We start from the raw sequence: 16,807 nt of genomic DNA on the forward strand, positions 1-16,807 counted from the left end.
GCTTCTCTTCATCGTCTGTCTCCTCAGTTGGAGAACAGGCTAACTCTAAATGCCGGACTTTTCAGGGGAGCAGGTCATTGCGATCCGGCCGGCCTGAGTTTGAAACCATAGAGTTGCTGTCATCGCTGTTAGCTCGGCCTATGCCGCGCGGCCAGCTCGCCTTAGCACCAGCCTGAGCTGGTCGAAACTATATTTGCAGCCGTTTGCATGTATGCCTGCCATCGCCTCTTCCAATGACGGCCATATATCGACAGCCGCATCGATTTCAGCGTCGGTCCCTTGCGTATAGAGACCGGCTTTGATCATCATCTGGTTCTCGGCATAGACGCTAAGATGCTTTCTCACTTTTGCGATCACATCGTTCTCGTCTTTTGTTGCGGCGTTTGGCAGGCTGCGCGAAACAGATCGCAAGACATCCACCGACGGAAAGCGTCCCCTTTCAGCGATTAATCGATCCAGAACCACGTGTCCGTCCAAAACCCCGCGCAAGATGTCGGCGATGGGTTCGTCCATATCAGACCCGGCCACCAGTACGCTGAACACTGCGGTGATGTCGCCTTGGTCCGATATGCCTGGCCCTGCACGTTCACACAGCGACATGATCAAATGGGATGTTGAGGGTGGAAAACCACGTAAAACCGGGGCTTCACCCGCGGCAACAGCGACCTCGCGATGCGCTTCGGCAAAGCGTGTGATGGAATCCGCAAGCAGCAGCACGGACATGCCTTGGTCCCGAAAGTGCTCTGCGACGGCCATTGCCGACCATGCACATCGACGTCGCAGCAGCGGCGATTGGTCGGAGGTCGCTGCGACGACGATTGACCGCGCTTGACCTTCAGGCCCAAGAATGTGATCCACGAAATGGCGCACCTCACGCCCCCGTTCCCCAATCATCGCGATCACAACGATATCTGCCGACATATATTGTGCGAGTTTGCCCATAAGGCTCGATTTGCCGACGCCTGATCCTGCGAACAGGCCGATGCGCTGACCTTGGACCAGTGGCAGCATGGTGTCGAAGACGACGTGCCCTGTATCAAGACGCGGTCCCAATGGTCTACGTTTCGCAGCGGCGGGCGGAGCGGACAGAAGTGGCCGCGACATCGCACCTTTAGACAATGGCCGCCCATCGAGTGGTGCGCCGTCAGGGTCAATGATCCGGCCCAGCCAACCGATATCTGGAGACAATCCAACATTGCGTTTCAAGAAAACACTGTCGCCAAGAGCGATCCCCTGAACAGGATCATCCGGCAAGACGATCACGCCGACTTCGGTCAACTGAACCACTTCGCCATTCAGCGCCTTGCCCGTCTTGAACCGAATTTCGGCGCGATCCCCGATCCGCGCATCATGATCCAAACCGGTCACTGTCAAAATACCAGATTGGACAGCGGCGATGCGTCCGATAGGGCGTGCCACTTCGATTTCAGCCAGATTTGTTTGCAAGGATTTGAGCCGTATTGCGTGTTTCATCGGAGTCTCCAGATGCGTGCAAACAGTTTTTAAAGGAATCACAGTTAAGCCTTGGTTGAAATTGCTCGAGGGAGAAGCCCCGATGTTCCAAAACCTAACTGTTTTCGAAACGGCACATGCTATGGCCGTCCATGCAGGTCAAAAACAGGCAGTCATTGCGCAGAATGTCGCAAATGCAGATACGCCCGGGTTTGTTGGCCGCGATATCCCCAGTTTTCAGGAAATCTACGCCCCGCAAGATGCTGGTGCGTCGCTTCAGCGTGCGACACGCGCTGGCCATCTGCACGGAGTAAAGGGCGGAAGTATTGACGGAATGATCTTCGAAGATCGTTCATTCGCGGCACCCGATGGCAATTCCGTTTCGTTGGAGACCGAAATGCTGCGCGCCACCGATGCCAAACGTCAGCATGATCGGTCTCTGGCCATCTACAAATCCGCCATGAACATTCTGCGATCCAGCCTAGGGCGGCAGTAAGGAGCATAGCGATGAGTGAATTTTCAAAAGCACTGTCTGTTTCGACAAGCGGTCTGCAAGCGCAGTCCTCCCGCCTTCGTCATTTGTCCGAGAACATATCGAACGCCGACACACCCGGCTATCGGCGCAAAACCATCCCGTTTCGTACTGAATTTGACGCTGGAAACGGTATCGCCCGGGTCGAGGTGGGGCGCATGTCTTTGGATGATCGCGCGCTCGAGCGTGTCTATGATCCAGGCCATCCGATGGCGGATGGAAGTGGGCACTATGATGGATCAAATGTCGATTTGTTGATCGAGCTCGCCGACGCGCGAGAGGCGCAACGCAGCTACGAGGCCAACCTGAAAATGTTCGAACAAGCGCGGCAAATGTCGTCGAGCTTGATGCAACTGCTGCGCCGTTGATTGGCGCATAAAGAGGAGATCCAGAATGGATTCAGCAGCACTTTCCGCAGTCAAAAGTTACGCCGCATCGCGGCCCGCCACTCAGGCAGGCACCGAATCCGGCGGCAGTATGTTTGGCCGGGTCGCGATGGACTTTGCGCAGACCATGGCGCAAGGCGAAGCCGTCGCTCAGCAGGCGATGGTTGGCGATGCCGATCCGCACGCGTTGGTGCAGGCCCTTGCACAGACCGAGCTTGCCGTCGAAACGGCCGTAACGGTGCGCAACAAGGTCGTCGAAGCTTACCAAGAGATTCTGAGAATGCCAGTCTAGCATGCTTAATGAGATCATCTTTTTCGACACCCTACGGCAAGGTCTTTGGGTTGCTGTGCTGGTGTCCATCCCGATTCTCACGGTGGCCCTGGTGGCCGGCGTGTCGATTGGCTTGGTGCAGGCGTTGACGTCGATCCAGGAAATGACCCTCACCTTCGTGCCCAAGCTGGCCGCCATCGTCGTCGTGTTCTGGATGTCAATGGGCTTCATGACTCAGACGATGGTCTCATTCTTTCATGGCCGCATCATTCCACTGATTATCGGAGGTTAAGTTGGACAGCACCGGATACATCACTTTGACACGGCAGTCGGGCTTGATGCGCGAAATGCAGGTTGTCGCAAACAACATCGCGAACAGTGCCACCTCAGGCTTTCGCCAAGAGGGCGTCGTCTTTTCCGAGTTTGTCAAAGGCATGCACGGCGGACCATCCTTGTCGATGGGGCAGGCCAATGTGCGCCAGACGTCGTTCGAACAAGGGGCGCTGACTCAGACCGGTGGCACGTTTGATTTGGCGATTGAGGGCGATGGCTACTTCCTGATCCAAACCCCCGACGGGGAGCGATTGACGCGCGCAGGATCTTTCACGCCAAACGCCGAGGGCGATTTGGTTACGCCTGACGGATATCAGGTGTTGGATGCAGGCGGCGCACCGGTGTTCATCCCGCCGGATACCGGGACGATTGCGATATCACCGGATGGCACGATCAGTGCCGATGGTTTGCTGGTTGGTCAGGTCGGTCTCGTGGCCCCGACCGACACAGTTGGCATGGTGCGTGAAACGGGTGTGATGTTCGATGCTCAGAATGGGTTCGAACCGGCAGAGAATGCGCGCGTGATGCAGGGCTTTACCGAGGCTTCCAACGTCAACCCGATCGGACAGCTGGCCCGTATGATCGAGATCCAGCGCGCCTATGAGATGGGGCAAAATTTCCTCGATTCCGAGGACGAACGTGTGCGCCGAGCCATGGATGCAATGTTGAAATCACAATAAGGAGACGCAGATGCGCGCCCTGAAAATCGCGGCAACAGGAATGCTGGCCCAACAGATGCGGGTGGAAACCATTTCCAACAACCTCGCGAACATGAGCACCACCGGATACAACGCCCGTCGGGCCGAGTTCGCAGATCTACACTACCAACAGATGACTCGGCCGGGGGCGATCAACGCCTCTGATGGGACGGTTTTGCCTGCGGGTGTTCAGCTTGGTCTGGGGGTTCGCCCGACGGCGGTGTCGGTTCATGTTGCCCAAGGCTCGCTTGCCGCGACAGGCGGTGATTTGGATGTTGCCATCGACGGTAACGGATTTCTCGAGGTGACATTGCCATCGGGGCAAACGGCCTACACGCGGGATGGTGGGCTGAAACGAACGGGCGAGGGCGTAATCGTCACGTCTGACGGATATCCCGTTTCACCCGAGATCGTCATTCCTGAAGACGCGCAGAGCATATCTATCAATGGGGATGGCGAGGTGTACGCTTACTTCACCGATACTCCTGCAGGTCAGCTGATCGGACAATTCAACCTGACGGGTTTCACCAATACGAAAGGGCTCGAGGCGCTTGGCAGCAACCTGTTTGCCGAAACGGAGGCGTCTGGCCCACCGATTGTCACCACCCCCGGGCTCGATGGATTGGGCACCTTACGTCAGGGCTTTTTGGAAGACAGCTCGGTGGATGCGGTGAGAGAGATCACGGAACTGATCGCAGCGCAGCGGGGCTATGAAATGAACTCCAAAGTCATCTCGGCCGCGGATCAGATGATGGGCGCAATGACGCAGGTGCGCTGATGAAATACTTCGTCGCTCTTCTTCTCTTATGCACCTCGGCCCAAGCGGATGTCGTGACACCAACCCGGACACTGCGTCCCGGCACATTGATTACGGCTGCGGATCTGACGATCAAGGCGGGCCTTCAGGATGGGATGTTCGACCGCATCTCAGATGTCGCGGGCCAGGAGGCACGCATCGCACTTTATGCGGGGCGTCCCATCCCGTTCGAGGGGATCGGCCCCCCAGCCGTCATAAACAGAAACCAGATCGTGCCTTTGCAATTTGACGCTGGCGGTTTGACGATCCGAACCGAGGGGCGCGCGCTTGAGCGTGGTGGCATCGGCGACCGCGTCAGGATCATGAACCTCAGCTCACGCGCAACGCTCTTTGGCTTTGTTCAGTCGGACGGCTCTATAAAGGTGACCCAATAATGACTTTTGCAACGCCTCAGACGCTCGGCAAGCTCGCGACCCTCGTCCTGATTTTTGCGATCACTGCGTGCGGGCGGTCGGATCATATCGGCAAGGCCCCTTCGTTCACCAACGCCCTTGATACCAAAGAGCACTCCGCGATGGTGTCCACGGTGCTGCCCGAAGTCATCGAAGAACGTGGCCCGCTGGATCGCGCATCGCTCTGGAGTGGGCAGCGCGGGTCACTGTTGGGCGACCGGCGGGCCGTCCGGCAGGGGGACATCATGACCGTGGTGATTGAAATCGATGAAAAGGCCGAGATATCGAATGAGACGGACAGGTCGCGCAGTGGGTCAGAAAGTTTAGCAATCCCTCAACTTGGTGGTCTGCCGCAGCGCCTTGATCGCAAACTGCCCGAAGGGGCAACCAGCTCGGATTTGGTTTCAATCGACTCAAATAGCAGCTCCAGTGGCGACGGGTCGGTCAAACGCAAAGAGAAACTGACCCTGCGGGTGGCGGCAACGGTCGTCGATGTGCTGCCCAATGGCGTCCTGTCAATCGCGGGCTCGCAAGAGTTGCGTGTCAATTTCGAGATGCGCGAGCTGTTGGTGTCCGGATACGTCCGCCCCGAAGACATCTCGCGCCAGAACGAGATCACCTATGATAAAATCGCCTCCGCGCGGGTGTCCTATGGTGGTCGTGGGCAGATTACGGATGTGCAGCAACCCCGCATCGGGCAGCAGGTTCTTGATGCTGTGTTGCCATTCTAAAGGGTCGACGCAATGAAAAAACTATTGCCGCTGGTACTGATTTTGATTGGGACAGGTGCAGGTGTTGGGGCGGGTATCTACCTACGTCCCGAGCCTGATATGACCGAAGAAGGCGTCACGACGAAAGCTGCGAAGTCCGAAGCCAAGATGGACGAGACCGTCGAGGACGGCACGCATGAATATTTCAAGATGAGCAACCAGCTTGTCGTGCCCGTTATTAAGGAGGACAGGGTGAAGGCGCTGGTTGTGATGTCGTTGAGCCTTGAGGTTCCGGTCGGGCAAAAGGACGTCGTCTATGCGCGAGAGCCACGGTTGCGCGACTCTTTTTTGCGTGTGCTGTTTGACCATTCAAACATTGGAGGCTTTGACGGCGCATTCACCAACCCGTCCAACCTGAATGTAGTGCGAAACGCATTGAAGACCGCTGCGCAACGAGACCTGGGTGAGCGCATATCGGACGTTCTTATCGTCGAGATTGCGCGCCAGGATTACTGATCCATTACTCGAGCAGCGAGTGATCAATTGCTGACTGAATGACGTCATCTTGCAGACGCTGCTTGTCCTGTTTCGCTGCATCTTCCGCCAATTGCGCTGCGACCAGTTTTTTGCCATGCGCACGGCGATGTTGCGGGAGATAGAATTCCTTTTTCGCGAGCACCTGCGCCAATTCGGTGGTGAGTTGCTGTTGTGCCTGACCGATCCATTTGAGCCAGATGACGTCCGCACCAATGGCCCGGATCGATGAGTGTTCCGGGTGCTGCGCCTGGGTGTCGAGGACAAGCGATCTAAGGCGCGCCAGTTCGGCGCGCAGCACCTGCTCGCGTTGACGAATAGTCGCCATTGTCTGTTCACTCTTTTGGAACTTGAGATTCGATAGCGTTTTCAACTGTTCCAGGTTCATTGGCCGGCCCCCCGTCGCACGCGGTCACGCATCTGGTCTGCGAAACGGACGGCTGCCGCAACTGCTTCGTAATGCTCGGGTGCGATTTCATCGCCGATTTTTGTCACCGCATACAAGGCCCGCGCGGTGGGCGGGTTGCTGTGGATCGGCACCGCTGCCTCAGCTGCCACCTCACGGATCCGCAACGCTATTTCATCGACGCCTTTGGCAACGCAAACAGGTGCCCCACCGGAGGTTCGGTCCCATTTCAGAGCAACGGCGAAATGGGTCGGGTTTACAATAATCACGTCCGCTGTCGGGACATCCGACATCATTTGCTGCGCGGCCACAGCCTGCGCCCTTGCGCGTCGCTCCTGCTTGAGATGCGGGTCACCCTCTGCATTTTTCGTCTCGTCCATAACCTCTTTGCGCGACATCCGGTTTTTGCGGATATGTTCGTGATGCTGCCACAGCGCATCAATTGCACCCAACGCGGCGGATACAAGAACCACGATCAACAGAAAGGTGACGCACAGTTCGGCCAGCAACGCGACCACAATGCCAGCATCGCTGTGGATGACCGACACCATTTCGGGGAGGCGCGCCTTGAGGAACAGGGCCAGACAACAGGAGTAGATGATCAGCTTTACAAAGCTTTTTGCGAACTCGAAAAACCCGCCCCGCCCAAACTTCTGCTTGGCATTTTGCAACAGGGATATGCGGGACAGCTTTGGCTGCAATTTGGTGGGTGCGACCACAAATGCCCTTTGCGCGAGAATCGCCAGGACGACTGCCAATCCGGGCAGTGCAAACATCGGGATCAAGGCAAGGCCCGTCGCCCAGAAAATACCACCCAGAACCGGGGCTTGAGCGCCCGAAAAGGCGACATCCGAAAGCTCGGCGGATTGGTCCAGGACCACTTGCATGGCTGACCCGAACGGTATGATCATCTGCGCGCCCAGGGCGAAGAATGCTAGGGTCAACCCGGCGTAGCCCGCAGCCGTTTGTAGATCTGTCGATTTTGCGACCTCGCCCTTTTTGCGCGCCTCCAGCAGTTTCTGGGGTGTCGGATCGAACGGCTTGTCACTATCGTCGTCTTGGCCGCTCATCTTGTGTGCCCCATCGGGTTGGCCATGAATTGATCCAGCGCGGACAGCCACACCGACAACATCGTCGGCGCGGCTAAGAACAACAGAAACAGGCCGCCCAAGGTGATGACCGGTGCCCCGACAAAGGCGACCATCAATTGCGGCATCGCCTTGTTGATCACACCAAGCGCCAGATTATAGAGCACCGACATGATGATGAACGGAGCGGCCAAGACAAAAGCCAATTCAAAGGCATGCGCGATTTGTGCAATGCCCCACTCTGCGACGTCGCTGCCGGCTGAGAACAGCCCGATTGGCAAGATGACATAGGAGTGGATCATCAACTGGGCTGCCTTGACGTGCAGCCCCGCCATCATCGCCAAGGCCATCGCGCCAACCATCAAAATGTAGCCGATAGCCGCGAGCGGCTCTATCGTGGCTCCGCCCAGGATTTGGGACAGGGATGTCGATTGGGCGGCGATCGCACCCGCCGTTTGAAGGGCCAAGACGAACAAGCGCACGCCGATGCCCAAGAGCAGGCCGGAAATCGTTTCGGTGAGTGCGAGTGTAGCAAGCGTGTTGGTTGAATAGTCGAGTGCCGGCAGTGAAACGGCGGGTGCCACGATCAGCGTAAAGGCCAACGCGATGGCGAGCTTTACGCGAATGGAAACGGATTGCTCACCAAATCCGGGCAGCAGTGCGACGGTGGCGGCGATCCGCAGAAACACGACAAATCCCAACCAGAGCTCGGCCTGCATAAGGGCGATCAAGTCGGCCGCAGCGCTCACGCGGCAATCACGCCGATCAAGGACGGCCGCGCGTCGACGCCGATCTCCTCAAAGGACAGCACCGGGTTTGAAATCCCTTTGGCCCGCATCAAGGTTTTGATGAACCGACGACGTTGGGTGTTTGTGACGACGGCGGCGAAGACACCTTGCTCTGCGGCGTCCTGCAATTTTTCCGACATATTTTCGGCGAGCCGGTTGAACAGTTCCGGCGGCAGAGCGACGTCCAGCCCCCGATCCGCATCGACCTGATAGCTTGCAAAGGTGTCTTCCCATTCCGGCGCAAGCTGGACGAGAGGCAGGGTGCCGTCTGTGCGGCGCATCTCGGCCACAAGTTGAAACCCCAAACGCTGGCGTACGTGCTCGCAAATGGCTTCGGGTCGCGCGTTGACCCCTCGCGCCTCGGCCGTCGCCTCAAGGATCAGTGGGAGGTTCCGGATTGAGACTTGTTCATCCAGCAACAACCGCAGCACCGAGTGCAGCACGTCGATCGGCACCTTATCGGGTATCAGCTCGTCCAGCATTTTCCGGTTCGCCTCGGCTCGCCCTTGATCAGAGATGTTGCTCATTTCGTGAAGCAGGCGGCGCAAGGATTTGAGTGTTAGCAGGCGGCTGAAGTTCTTTTTCACGACTTCAAGCAGGTGGGTGGCCAAGATTTCGGTCGGCGTCACAATGGTCACGCCGGACATGGCCGCTGTTTCCTGATGCCTTTGCGAAATCCATCTGGCGGGCGCGCCATAGACAGGCTCGGATGTGTCTTCGCCTGCGGGCAGCTGGATGTCTTCGCCCGGCGTCAATATCAGGATGTCAGAGGCACGCAAAATGCCGCGCGCCTGCTCGACCCCTTGAATGCGCAAAACATACGTGCCCGTATCCAGCGCAGGATTATCGGTCAGCCGTATTTCGGGAAGGATTACGCCAAAGACGGACGCAACATGCGTGCGCATGTTTGCAATCCGGGCGTCCAGACCCGTGCCGGGATCCAGCACCATATTGACGAGGTCCGGCGCAAATTCGACGTGAACATCGTCAAGCTCCAACACGTCGCCAAGCGATTTTTCCGCCATCGGTTCTGGCAGTTCTTCGACCATCAGGTCGTGCAGGGGGGCGGCATCGGCACGTCGCTTCATGAAAAACGCGGTCAGGCCCAATCCGATGGCACCGGCCATGAAGGGCAAGAACGGCATGCCTGGAAATATGGCAAAGACAGCAAGCAAGAGCGCGACGGTCCCAAGGGCCGCGGGATGTTTGCCCAATTGGCCGAACACCGCAAGGTCTGCGGCCCCCTTTGCGCCGCCCCGCGCCAGCAAAAGCGCAGATGCGATTGAAATGATGACCGCCGGAATTTGAGAGACCAAACCATCGCCGACCGTCAGAATCGAATAGGTTTCAAATGCACTGCCAAGCGGCATGCCATGCGCGACGACCCCCACGCCCAGGCCCGCGACCAGATTCAAGATCGTGATCAGCAATCCGGCAACTGCATCGCCCTTCACAAACTTCGACGCGCCATCCAGTGACCCGAAAAATGTCGTCTCTGCCTGTTCGAGTTCACGGCGCGCTTTGGCTTCTTTATGGTCGATGGCCCCTGCAGACATGTCGCTGTCGATAGCCATTTGCTTGCCCGGCATTCCGTCAAGCGCAAAGCGCGCCCCGACCTCCGCCATGCGGGTGGCCCCCTTTGTGATGACCATGAAATTCACGATCAACAGGACGCAAAAGACGACCAGTCCCAGAAAGACGCTGCCGCCCATGATGAATTGGGAAAAGCCGTGAATGACATTTCCGGCGGCTTGTGTGCCGGTGTGGCCCTCGCTGATGATCAGCTTGGTTGAGGACACGTTCAGCGACAATCGCAAGACAACGGACGCCAACAAGATCGTTGGGAAGGATGAAAAGTCGAGCGGTCGTTCGATGAAAAGGGTGATGGTGAAGACAAGGATCGCCAGCGTGATCGAAATGACCAAACCCATATCCAGCACCCAAGCGGGCATGGGTAAAATCATCATGATGATGATGCCCATCAAGAAGATGCTCAGCAAAACCGTCGGGCTGAACGCATTGATCTTTGGCATAGTCGGTCTGCGCCCCTGCAACTTACTCGTAAATTCATCTGATAATTTAAGGTAATTAAGAAACGGCTAATCGATCCGAGGTCTGTCTTGGATGATCGGTTCAAGGTAAGAGTATAAATATAATTATAAAACAAAAGTTTATGGTGTTTCACCTCGTTCTGTCTGTGACGCCGTCATTGCCTTTGGCCCCTAGACGCATCCACCATATTCGGGTCTGATCGCCTCAGGCTGCACCTACCGGAGACCGCAAATGACCTTCGCTTTCGATCCACCGCCCCAGGCATCCGTCGCGATTGCAGACAGCCCTGCGCGGTTCCCTGTGCGCCGTATTTTCTGCGTCGGGCGCAATTATGCTGCGCACGCGCGCGAAATGGGCATGGACCCGGATCGTGAGCCGCCCTTTTTCTTCACCAAACCTGCGGATGCTGTCGTGGATTGTCCTTGCGCAATTCCCTATCCGCCACTGACACACGACCTGCATCACGAGATCGAACTTGTGATCGCCATCGGCAAAGGGGGCGCGAATATCGCGCAGTCGGATGTCATGGATCACATCTGGGGTGCCGGTGTTGGTATCGATCTGACCAGACGCGACTTGCAAGCCGAGGCCAAGAAAATGGGCCGCCCTTGGGATTGGGCCAAGGCGTTTGACAACTCTGCGCCGATGTCGCCTCTTGTGCCGCTCAGCGCGATCGCATCCTTGTCGCAGGGCCGCATCTGGCTCGCTATCAATGGCGAGACGCGTCAGGATGCCGATATCGCTGACCTGATCTGGGACGTCCGCGAACACATCTCGATCTTGTCTCAGGCCATGACACTTGCGCCCGGCGACTTGGTCATGACCGGCACGCCAGCAGGTGTCGGCGCGGTGGAACCCGGCGATGTGATCACAGGGGGCGTCGATGGCATCGGGACACTGAAGGTGACAATCGATCCACCGGCCTCAGCCTAGTCGTCAGACCGTTTGCGTCGCAGCTATTGCGCGTTGCCAGCGGGCATAGCCGTCGGCGCGCGCATCCTCAGGCATAACCGGATCAAACCGGGCATCTCGTGCCCACGTATCTGCGAACCCGTCCATGTCCGGGTAAATGCCTGCGCGCATCCCCGCCAGCCACGCTGCGCCAAGCGCTGTGGTTTCAAGTCCCGCAGGTCGATCCACGGGCGCACCAAGCATATTCGACAGGAACTGCATGGCCCAATCATTGGCGCTAAGGCCCCCATCGACACGCAGCACTGCGTCCCCGGCTTCGGGCCAGTCGGCACGCATCGCTTCCCACAGGTCGCGGGTCTGGAAGCCGATGCTCTCAAGGGCTGCGCGCGCCATGTCCGCAGGCCCCGTATCGCGGGTCAGTCCAAAGGAAGCGCCGCGGCAATCCGGATTCCAATAGGGTGCCCCAAGCCCGGTGAACGCTGGCACCAAGGTGACGTTGCCACTGCCTTGTTCGGCCAGCGCCGCGGTCTCCGAAGCGGATCCGATGATGCCCAAACCATCGCGCAGCCATTGCACCACCGCACCGGCAATAAAGATCGAGCCCTCAAGCGCGTAGGTCGGTTTGCCGTCCAGTTGATAGGCAACCGTGGTCAGCAATCGATTGGTTGATGTGACCGGCGTATCGCCGGTGTTTAGCAGTGCGAAACATCCGGTGCCATAGGTCGACTTTAGCATCCCCGGCTGAAAACACGCCTGACCGATGGTGGCGGCTTGCTGATCGCCTGCGACCCCATAGATCGGCGTCTCGCCCCCCAGCAAATCGGTTACGCCAAAGTCGGACGCGCAATCGCGGACCTCGGGCAGCATTTGCATGGGAATGTCGAGCATCTCGCACATCTCAGGGCTCCAACGCCCTTTGTGAATGTCATAGAGCATCGTGCGCGCCGCATTTGTCGCGTCCGTGACATGTGCCGTCTTGCCGGTCATGTGCCAGATCAGGAAACTGTCCACCGTCCCAAACAGCAACTTGCCGGACGCAGCCCGGTCGCGGGACCCTTCGTTCTGATCAAGGACCCATTTCAACTTGGTGGCGGAAAAATAGGGGTCAAGCAGCAGTCCGGTGATCGCTGTGACCTGATCCCCGTGACCCGCATCGCGCAACTCCTGACACATCGCGGCGGTGCGCCGATCCTGCCAGACAATCGCGTTGTGCAGCGGTTCGCCCGTCTCTGCGTCCCAGATCACGGTGGTTTCGCGTTGGTTGGTGATCCCGATGGCGGCGATATCGTCTGCGCCCAAACCCGCCTTGTCCATTGCGGCGGCGCAGGTGGATTGCACCGTCGCCCACAGGTCGCCGGGCGTGTGCTCGACCCAACCGCTGTTGGGAAAGTGCTGGGTGAATTCCTCTTGCGCGGAGGCGATGGGTTTCATGTCGGCGTCAAACACAATGGCGCGCGACGATGTGGTGCCCTGATCAATGGCCAGGATATGGGTCATGTGGCGGCCTCCTTCATCCAAGTGTCCACAGCGGCGCGCTCTTCCACGCTGAGGCGCAGGCCCAGTTTGGTCCGCCGCCACAATGCGTCATCTCCGGCTACCGCATATTCGCGGGCCATCATCCAGCGCAGTTCGGCTTCGGTCAATGTGGCACCAAAATCGCGACCCAGATCGGTTGCCGCTTTGGCGTCGCCCAACACATCCCATGCCTCAAGCCCATAGGCGCGGATCAGGCGGGCGGCCCATCTTTCATCCAGAAACGGATAGTCAGCCGCCAGCTTGGCCCGCAGCTTAGGCACATCAGCAACCTTGAAATCTCCACCGGGCAGCGGGACGCCTGCGGTCCAGGCCTCCCCCAACCCCATCTTGGCGAGGGCCTGTTCGGCGAGCTTGCGATAGGTCGTGATCTTGCCCCCAAACACACTGAGGACGGGTGGCCCGTTCTCATCCAATGCCAGCACATAGTCGCGGGTCGCCGCCGTGGCCGATGACGCTCCATCATCGTAAAGCGGACGGACCCCGGAATAGGTCCAGACCACATCTTCCGCCGTCACCGGCTTCTCGAAATACTCCGACGCAAAGGCACATAGGTAGTCCCGCTCGGTGTCTGAAATCTGCGGTTTCACATCCGCATCGGTGTGGTCCGCGTCGGTTGTGCCGATCAGGGTAAAGTCCTGCTCGTAGGGAATGGCAAAGATGATCCTACCGTCAGAGCCCTGAAAGAAATAAGCTTTGTCATGGTCATAAAGTCGCTTGGTCACGATATGCGAGCCCCGCACCAACCGGATTGCATGTTTGGAATTCTGGCGCATCACACCGGTCAGAATGTCAGCGACCCATGGACCACCAGCGTTGACGAGGGCTTTGGCGCGATAGGTTCCGCCCTCGGTTTCAATACGCCACGTGTCGCCGTCCCGTGACGCTTGTTTAACAGCCGTGCGGGTCAGGATGGTCGCGCCGCGCGCCTCGGCATCGCGGGCATTGAGCATGACCAGTCGCGCATCCTCGACCCACGCATCGCTGTATTCGTAGGCCATCTTGAACCGCGACTTCAGCCCCTTGCCTTCGGGCGCTGTGGTCAGATCGAGCGTCTTGGTCCCCGGCAATATCTCGCGCCCGCCGAGATTGTCATACATGAACAAGCCCAACCGGATCAGCCAGGCGGGGCGGCGCCCCTTTTCGATCCACGGCATGACTTTGGCCAAAAGGCGCGATGTGGGTGTGTCACTGTCGAACCGCATGTCCGGGGCATAGGGCAGCACGAAACGCATGGGCCAACTGATATGCGGCATCGCCTTCAGCAATACTTCGCGTTCCTTGAGGGCGGATTTCACCAGTCCGAACTCGAAGAATTCTAGGTAACGAAGCCCGCCGTGAAACAGCTTGGTCGAGGCAGAGGAGGTCGCGCCGCCCAAATCCCCGGCCTCTGCCAGGGCCAAACTCAGGCCGCGGCCGGACGCATCACGCGCGATACCGGTGCCGTTGATGCCACCACCGATGATAAAGAGATCGTATACCTTGTCGTCCGCCACGCATGTGCCCTCCGCTTGGGGTTTGGGCATCGGTTTAGGGCAGGATCGGCCTGCTATCAATCGATAGCGTTAACGCTGCGGCGCGATGTCCTTGAAGCCGAGCAGTACGGCGGCCCCGATCATCAGCCCGCCACAGATGCGATTGAGGCCCGTGAACGACAGCCGCGTCATGCGGGCGGCAACCCGATCCCCGGCCCAGCCCCACAGCACCAAGGTCGCCCCGTCCACCACCAGATAGGTCGCCCCAAGGATCAAAAGCTGGGGCAGGATCGCGGCACTTGGGTCGATGAACTGTGGGAAAAGGGCGGCAAAGAAGACCACCGCAAACGGATTGGTCATCGACGTCACAAACCCCATGCGAAACAGCCGAAACGGTGCTGCGGATCGTGCCGCGGTCGCGGCACCTTGATCGGATCGTGACAGCATCAGTTGCAGCCCGATCCAGACCAGATAAGCCACGCCCAGCCACTTGATCCACCCAAATGCAGCCGCCGATGTCGCTATGATAGCGGCCAACCCAAAGGCGGCGGCTGTCATCTGGATGACGTTCGCGCTCAGATCGCCACCAATCACCCATAAGCTGCGCCGCAGCCCATGTTTCATCGCGTTCGAGACGATCAAAAGCTGACTGGTATCAGGCGGTGTGGCAAAGAATACGGCAACAGCAGCGAGGTAAAGCAGATAGGTCTCGCCGCTCACGCCTGCACCAAATCAGCACCAAAGATCGTTTCGGCATGATCAGTGAGGTAGATGCGCAGCCATGGAGTAAAGCGCTCTGGATTGCGCTCAAGCGTTTCGAGAAGGGCGTGGTAGTCCACCCATTCCACCGCCATAACCTCGTCCGGGTTTGGGACAACCGACAGGTCCGCAGGCGCATGCCCGACATAGACCTCGACGACTTCGTGTTCGATCAGCCCGCCGCCTACCTCGGCGCGATATTCAAGATGGTGGCGATGCTCAAGCTGCAGGCCGGTGATCCCCACCTCTTCCTCAAGCCGTCGCACGGCACACGCATCCGGTGCCTCGTCCCAATCGGGATGGGTGCAACACGTGTTCGCCCACAATCCGGGCGTGTGATATTTCTCCATCGCGCGCTGTTGCAACAGTACGGCCACGTCCCGGATCACGAACACCGACACCGCCTTGTGGCGCAGACCGCGCTTGTGCGCATCCAGCTTTTCAACGGGTGTCAGGGTGCCATCGACCCAAGCGGGGATCATGATGCTCATACGTGGTTTGCCTTCACCAGACCCGTCAGATGGGCCATATTCTTGATGCCGATCTTGATGTGGGCCATAGGCCGCGCCTTGACCAGTCTCTTGTTCATATATGCCTCAAAGGTCAGGCGTTGCACGTCAATATCATGGCACAGCGACACGAACCGCTCGCGGCGGTCGTCGTTGCGGTAATAGGCGTTCTGCATGGAGGCGAGCACCCGGAAAACCGTCTTGTGTTCGCGCATGAACAGCTTGCGGGCGAGTTTCAGGTCCTTGACCCGGCCAGATGCAAGCGTCGCCGCACAGGCGGTTGCCGCAACCCGCCCCCCCACCATCGCATAGTAAATCCCCTCACCGGAGGACGGGGCCACGACGCCCGCCGCGTCCCCGGCAAGCAAGACGTCTTTGCCATTGTCCCACCGGTCCAGCGGTTTGAGCGGTATCGGCGCACCTTCTTTGCGCAATGTCTCGCAATCAGTCAGGCCCGAAGCGGCCCGCAGATCGGCGGTCGCCTGCTTGAGGTTCACCGAGCTGAGCTCTGAGCCCATGCCCACACTGGCACTATCTCCATGTGGAAACACCCAGCCATAAAAGTCGGGCGAAATCGCCCCATCATAGATCACGTCGCAGCGCACCGGGTCATAGACTTCGGTCTTGGGTGGGGCCTTGATAATCTCGTGATAGGCAAAGACGAGCGGGACCTTGTCCGCATCCTTGACCTCGGCCAGACCGACGCGGGATTTGGCCCCATCGGCCCCGATCACCAGCTTGCAAGGCAGTTCCCGTTCTTCCTGCGTGGCCTTGTCGCGGTAAATCACGACAGGCGTGCCGTCGGGGCGGTCAATGCGCACGAAGGTGCCGGTGAAATACTCGGCCCCCGCCTCTGCCGCGCGGGCGCGCAGGAAGGGGTCGAAGTCCTTGCGATCCACCATGCCGACATAGCCGTTTTCGATGGGGATATCGACGTGGCGACCCGTTGGAGAGATCATGCGGGCCGTCGTCACCTTGGTCAGTAACTGATCTTCGGTGACGTGAAAATCCTGCATCAGACGCGGCGGGATGGCACCACCACAGGGCTTGATCCGTCCCTCGCGATCCAGCAGGGCGACCGAATGGCCCGAGCGTACCAGATCTTCGGCTGCGGTGGCACCTGACGGTCCCCCGCCCACAACAACTACATCAAACATCGC

Annotated in this window: 20 protein-coding genes; 10 read left to right on the forward strand and 10 right to left on the reverse strand. The window is 58.6% G+C overall.

The features are described 5' to 3' along the window. Positions 1–138 precede the first annotated feature (138 nt). Positions 139–1,473, reverse strand: coding sequence for a FliI/YscN family ATPase (locus Q0908_RS15950; RefSeq protein WP_299286681.1), 1,335 nt, complete (start codon positions 1,471–1,473; stop codon positions 139–141). On the opposite strand from Q0908_RS15950, the gene Q0908_RS15955 reads away from it, so the two are divergent. Genes Q0908_RS15955 through Q0908_RS15995 form a run of 9 tightly spaced genes read left to right on the forward strand, consistent with a single transcriptional unit; the run spans position 1,451 to position 6,107 of the window. Continuing rightward, positions 1,451–1,948: a FlgB family protein gene (locus Q0908_RS15955; RefSeq protein WP_366869332.1), complete on the forward strand. Its 498-nt coding sequence runs from the start codon at positions 1,451–1,453 to the stop codon at positions 1,946–1,948. The genes Q0908_RS15950 and Q0908_RS15955 overlap by 23 nt on opposite strands. Before the next feature lie 11 nt (positions 1,949–1,959). Next, positions 1,960–2,352 carry a flagellar basal body rod protein FlgC gene (gene flgC, locus Q0908_RS15960; RefSeq protein WP_299286685.1) on the forward strand — a complete coding sequence of 131 codons (393 nt, stop codon included), beginning with the start codon at positions 1,960–1,962 and terminating at the stop codon, positions 2,350–2,352. 25 nt (positions 2,353–2,377) lie between these two features. Continuing rightward, entirely contained in the window at positions 2,378–2,662 is a 285-nt protein-coding gene (fliE, locus tag Q0908_RS15965; RefSeq protein ID WP_299286688.1) for a flagellar hook-basal body complex protein FliE, read from the forward strand. 1 nt (position 2,663) lies between these two features. Then, positions 2,664–2,933: a flagellar biosynthetic protein FliQ gene (locus Q0908_RS15970; protein WP_299286691.1), complete on the forward strand. Its 270-nt coding sequence runs from the start codon at positions 2,664–2,666 to the stop codon at positions 2,931–2,933. 1 nt (position 2,934) lies between these two features. After that, positions 2,935–3,654 (forward strand): flagellar hook-basal body complex protein, encoded by a 720-nt coding sequence (locus Q0908_RS15975; protein ID WP_299286694.1) that lies wholly within the window; start codon positions 2,935–2,937, stop codon positions 3,652–3,654. Positions 3,655–3,664: 10 nt separating this feature from the next. Then, complete coding sequence (flgG, locus tag Q0908_RS15980; protein WP_299286697.1) at positions 3,665–4,450, forward strand: flagellar basal-body rod protein FlgG; 786 nt, start codon at positions 3,665–3,667, stop codon at positions 4,448–4,450. Beyond that, positions 4,450–4,863, forward strand: a complete 414-nt coding sequence (gene flgA, locus Q0908_RS15985) for a flagellar basal body P-ring formation chaperone FlgA (RefSeq protein ID WP_299286700.1) — start codon at positions 4,450–4,452, stop codon at positions 4,861–4,863. The genes flgG and flgA overlap by 1 nt, the downstream gene beginning before the upstream one ends. After that, positions 4,863–5,612, forward strand: a complete 750-nt coding sequence (flgH, locus tag Q0908_RS15990) for a flagellar basal body L-ring protein FlgH (RefSeq protein WP_299286703.1) — start codon at positions 4,863–4,865, stop codon at positions 5,610–5,612. The genes flgA and flgH overlap by 1 nt, the downstream gene beginning before the upstream one ends. Positions 5,613–5,624: 12 nt before the next feature. Next, on the forward strand, positions 5,625–6,107 hold the full coding sequence (locus Q0908_RS15995; RefSeq protein ID WP_299286706.1) for a flagellar basal body-associated FliL family protein: 483 nt from the start codon (positions 5,625–5,627) through the stop codon (positions 6,105–6,107). Positions 6,108–6,111: 4 nt separating this feature from the next. On the opposite strand, the gene Q0908_RS16000 is transcribed toward Q0908_RS15995, so the two are convergent. The 4 genes from Q0908_RS16000 to flhA are packed head-to-tail and all read right to left on the reverse strand — an operon-like array spanning position 6,112 to position 10,440. After that, positions 6,112–6,513, reverse strand: a complete 402-nt coding sequence (locus tag Q0908_RS16000) for a hypothetical protein (RefSeq protein WP_299286709.1) — start codon at positions 6,511–6,513, stop codon at positions 6,112–6,114. Continuing rightward, positions 6,510–7,601, reverse strand: coding sequence for a flagellar type III secretion system protein FlhB (locus Q0908_RS16005; protein ID WP_299286712.1), 1,092 nt, complete (start codon positions 7,599–7,601; stop codon positions 6,510–6,512). Before Q0908_RS16005 ends, Q0908_RS16000 begins: the two co-directional genes overlap by 4 nt. Next, on the reverse strand, positions 7,598–8,338 hold the full coding sequence (locus Q0908_RS16010) for a flagellar biosynthetic protein FliR (RefSeq protein WP_299287026.1): 741 nt from the start codon (positions 8,336–8,338) through the stop codon (positions 7,598–7,600). The genes Q0908_RS16005 and Q0908_RS16010 overlap by 4 nt, the downstream gene beginning before the upstream one ends. A 26-nt stretch (positions 8,339–8,364) precedes the next feature. After that, positions 8,365–10,440 (reverse strand): flagellar biosynthesis protein FlhA, encoded by a 2,076-nt coding sequence (gene flhA / locus Q0908_RS16015; protein WP_299286715.1) that lies wholly within the window; start codon positions 10,438–10,440, stop codon positions 8,365–8,367. A 250-nt stretch (positions 10,441–10,690) separates the two neighbouring features. On the opposite strand from flhA, the gene Q0908_RS16020 reads away from it, so the two are divergent. Beyond that, positions 10,691–11,392, forward strand: coding sequence for a fumarylacetoacetate hydrolase family protein (locus Q0908_RS16020; RefSeq protein WP_299286718.1), 702 nt, complete (start codon positions 10,691–10,693; stop codon positions 11,390–11,392). A 3-nt stretch (positions 11,393–11,395) separates the two neighbouring features. On the opposite strand, the gene glpK is transcribed toward Q0908_RS16020, so the two are convergent. The 5 genes from glpK to Q0908_RS16045 form a co-directional block, all read right to left on the reverse strand. Then, complete coding sequence (gene glpK, locus Q0908_RS16025) at positions 11,396–12,868, reverse strand: glycerol kinase GlpK (protein WP_299286721.1); 1,473 nt, start codon at positions 12,866–12,868, stop codon at positions 11,396–11,398. Further along, complete coding sequence (glpD, locus tag Q0908_RS16030; protein WP_299286755.1) at positions 12,865–14,400, reverse strand: glycerol-3-phosphate dehydrogenase; 1,536 nt, start codon at positions 14,398–14,400, stop codon at positions 12,865–12,867. The genes glpK and glpD overlap by 4 nt, the downstream gene beginning before the upstream one ends. Positions 14,401–14,469: 69 nt before the next feature. Further along, positions 14,470–15,099 carry a LysE family translocator gene (locus Q0908_RS16035; RefSeq protein WP_299286757.1) on the reverse strand — a complete coding sequence of 210 codons (630 nt, stop codon included), beginning with the start codon at positions 15,097–15,099 and terminating at the stop codon, positions 14,470–14,472. After that, the gene (idi, locus tag Q0908_RS16040; protein ID WP_299286759.1) at positions 15,096–15,629 is read right to left on the reverse strand and encodes an isopentenyl-diphosphate delta-isomerase; all 534 of its coding nucleotides are present in this window, start codon (positions 15,627–15,629) and stop codon (positions 15,096–15,098) included. Before idi ends, Q0908_RS16035 begins: the two co-directional genes overlap by 4 nt. Continuing rightward, the gene (locus Q0908_RS16045; protein WP_299286762.1) at positions 15,626–16,804 is read right to left on the reverse strand and encodes a geranylgeranyl diphosphate reductase; all 1,179 of its coding nucleotides are present in this window, start codon (positions 16,802–16,804) and stop codon (positions 15,626–15,628) included. Before Q0908_RS16045 ends, idi begins: the two co-directional genes overlap by 4 nt. Positions 16,805–16,807: the final 3 nt, after the last annotated feature.

The organism is uncultured Tateyamaria sp., assembly GCF_947494755.1.
In the GTDB taxonomy this organism is placed as follows: domain Bacteria; phylum Pseudomonadota; class Alphaproteobacteria; order Rhodobacterales; family Rhodobacteraceae; genus Tateyamaria.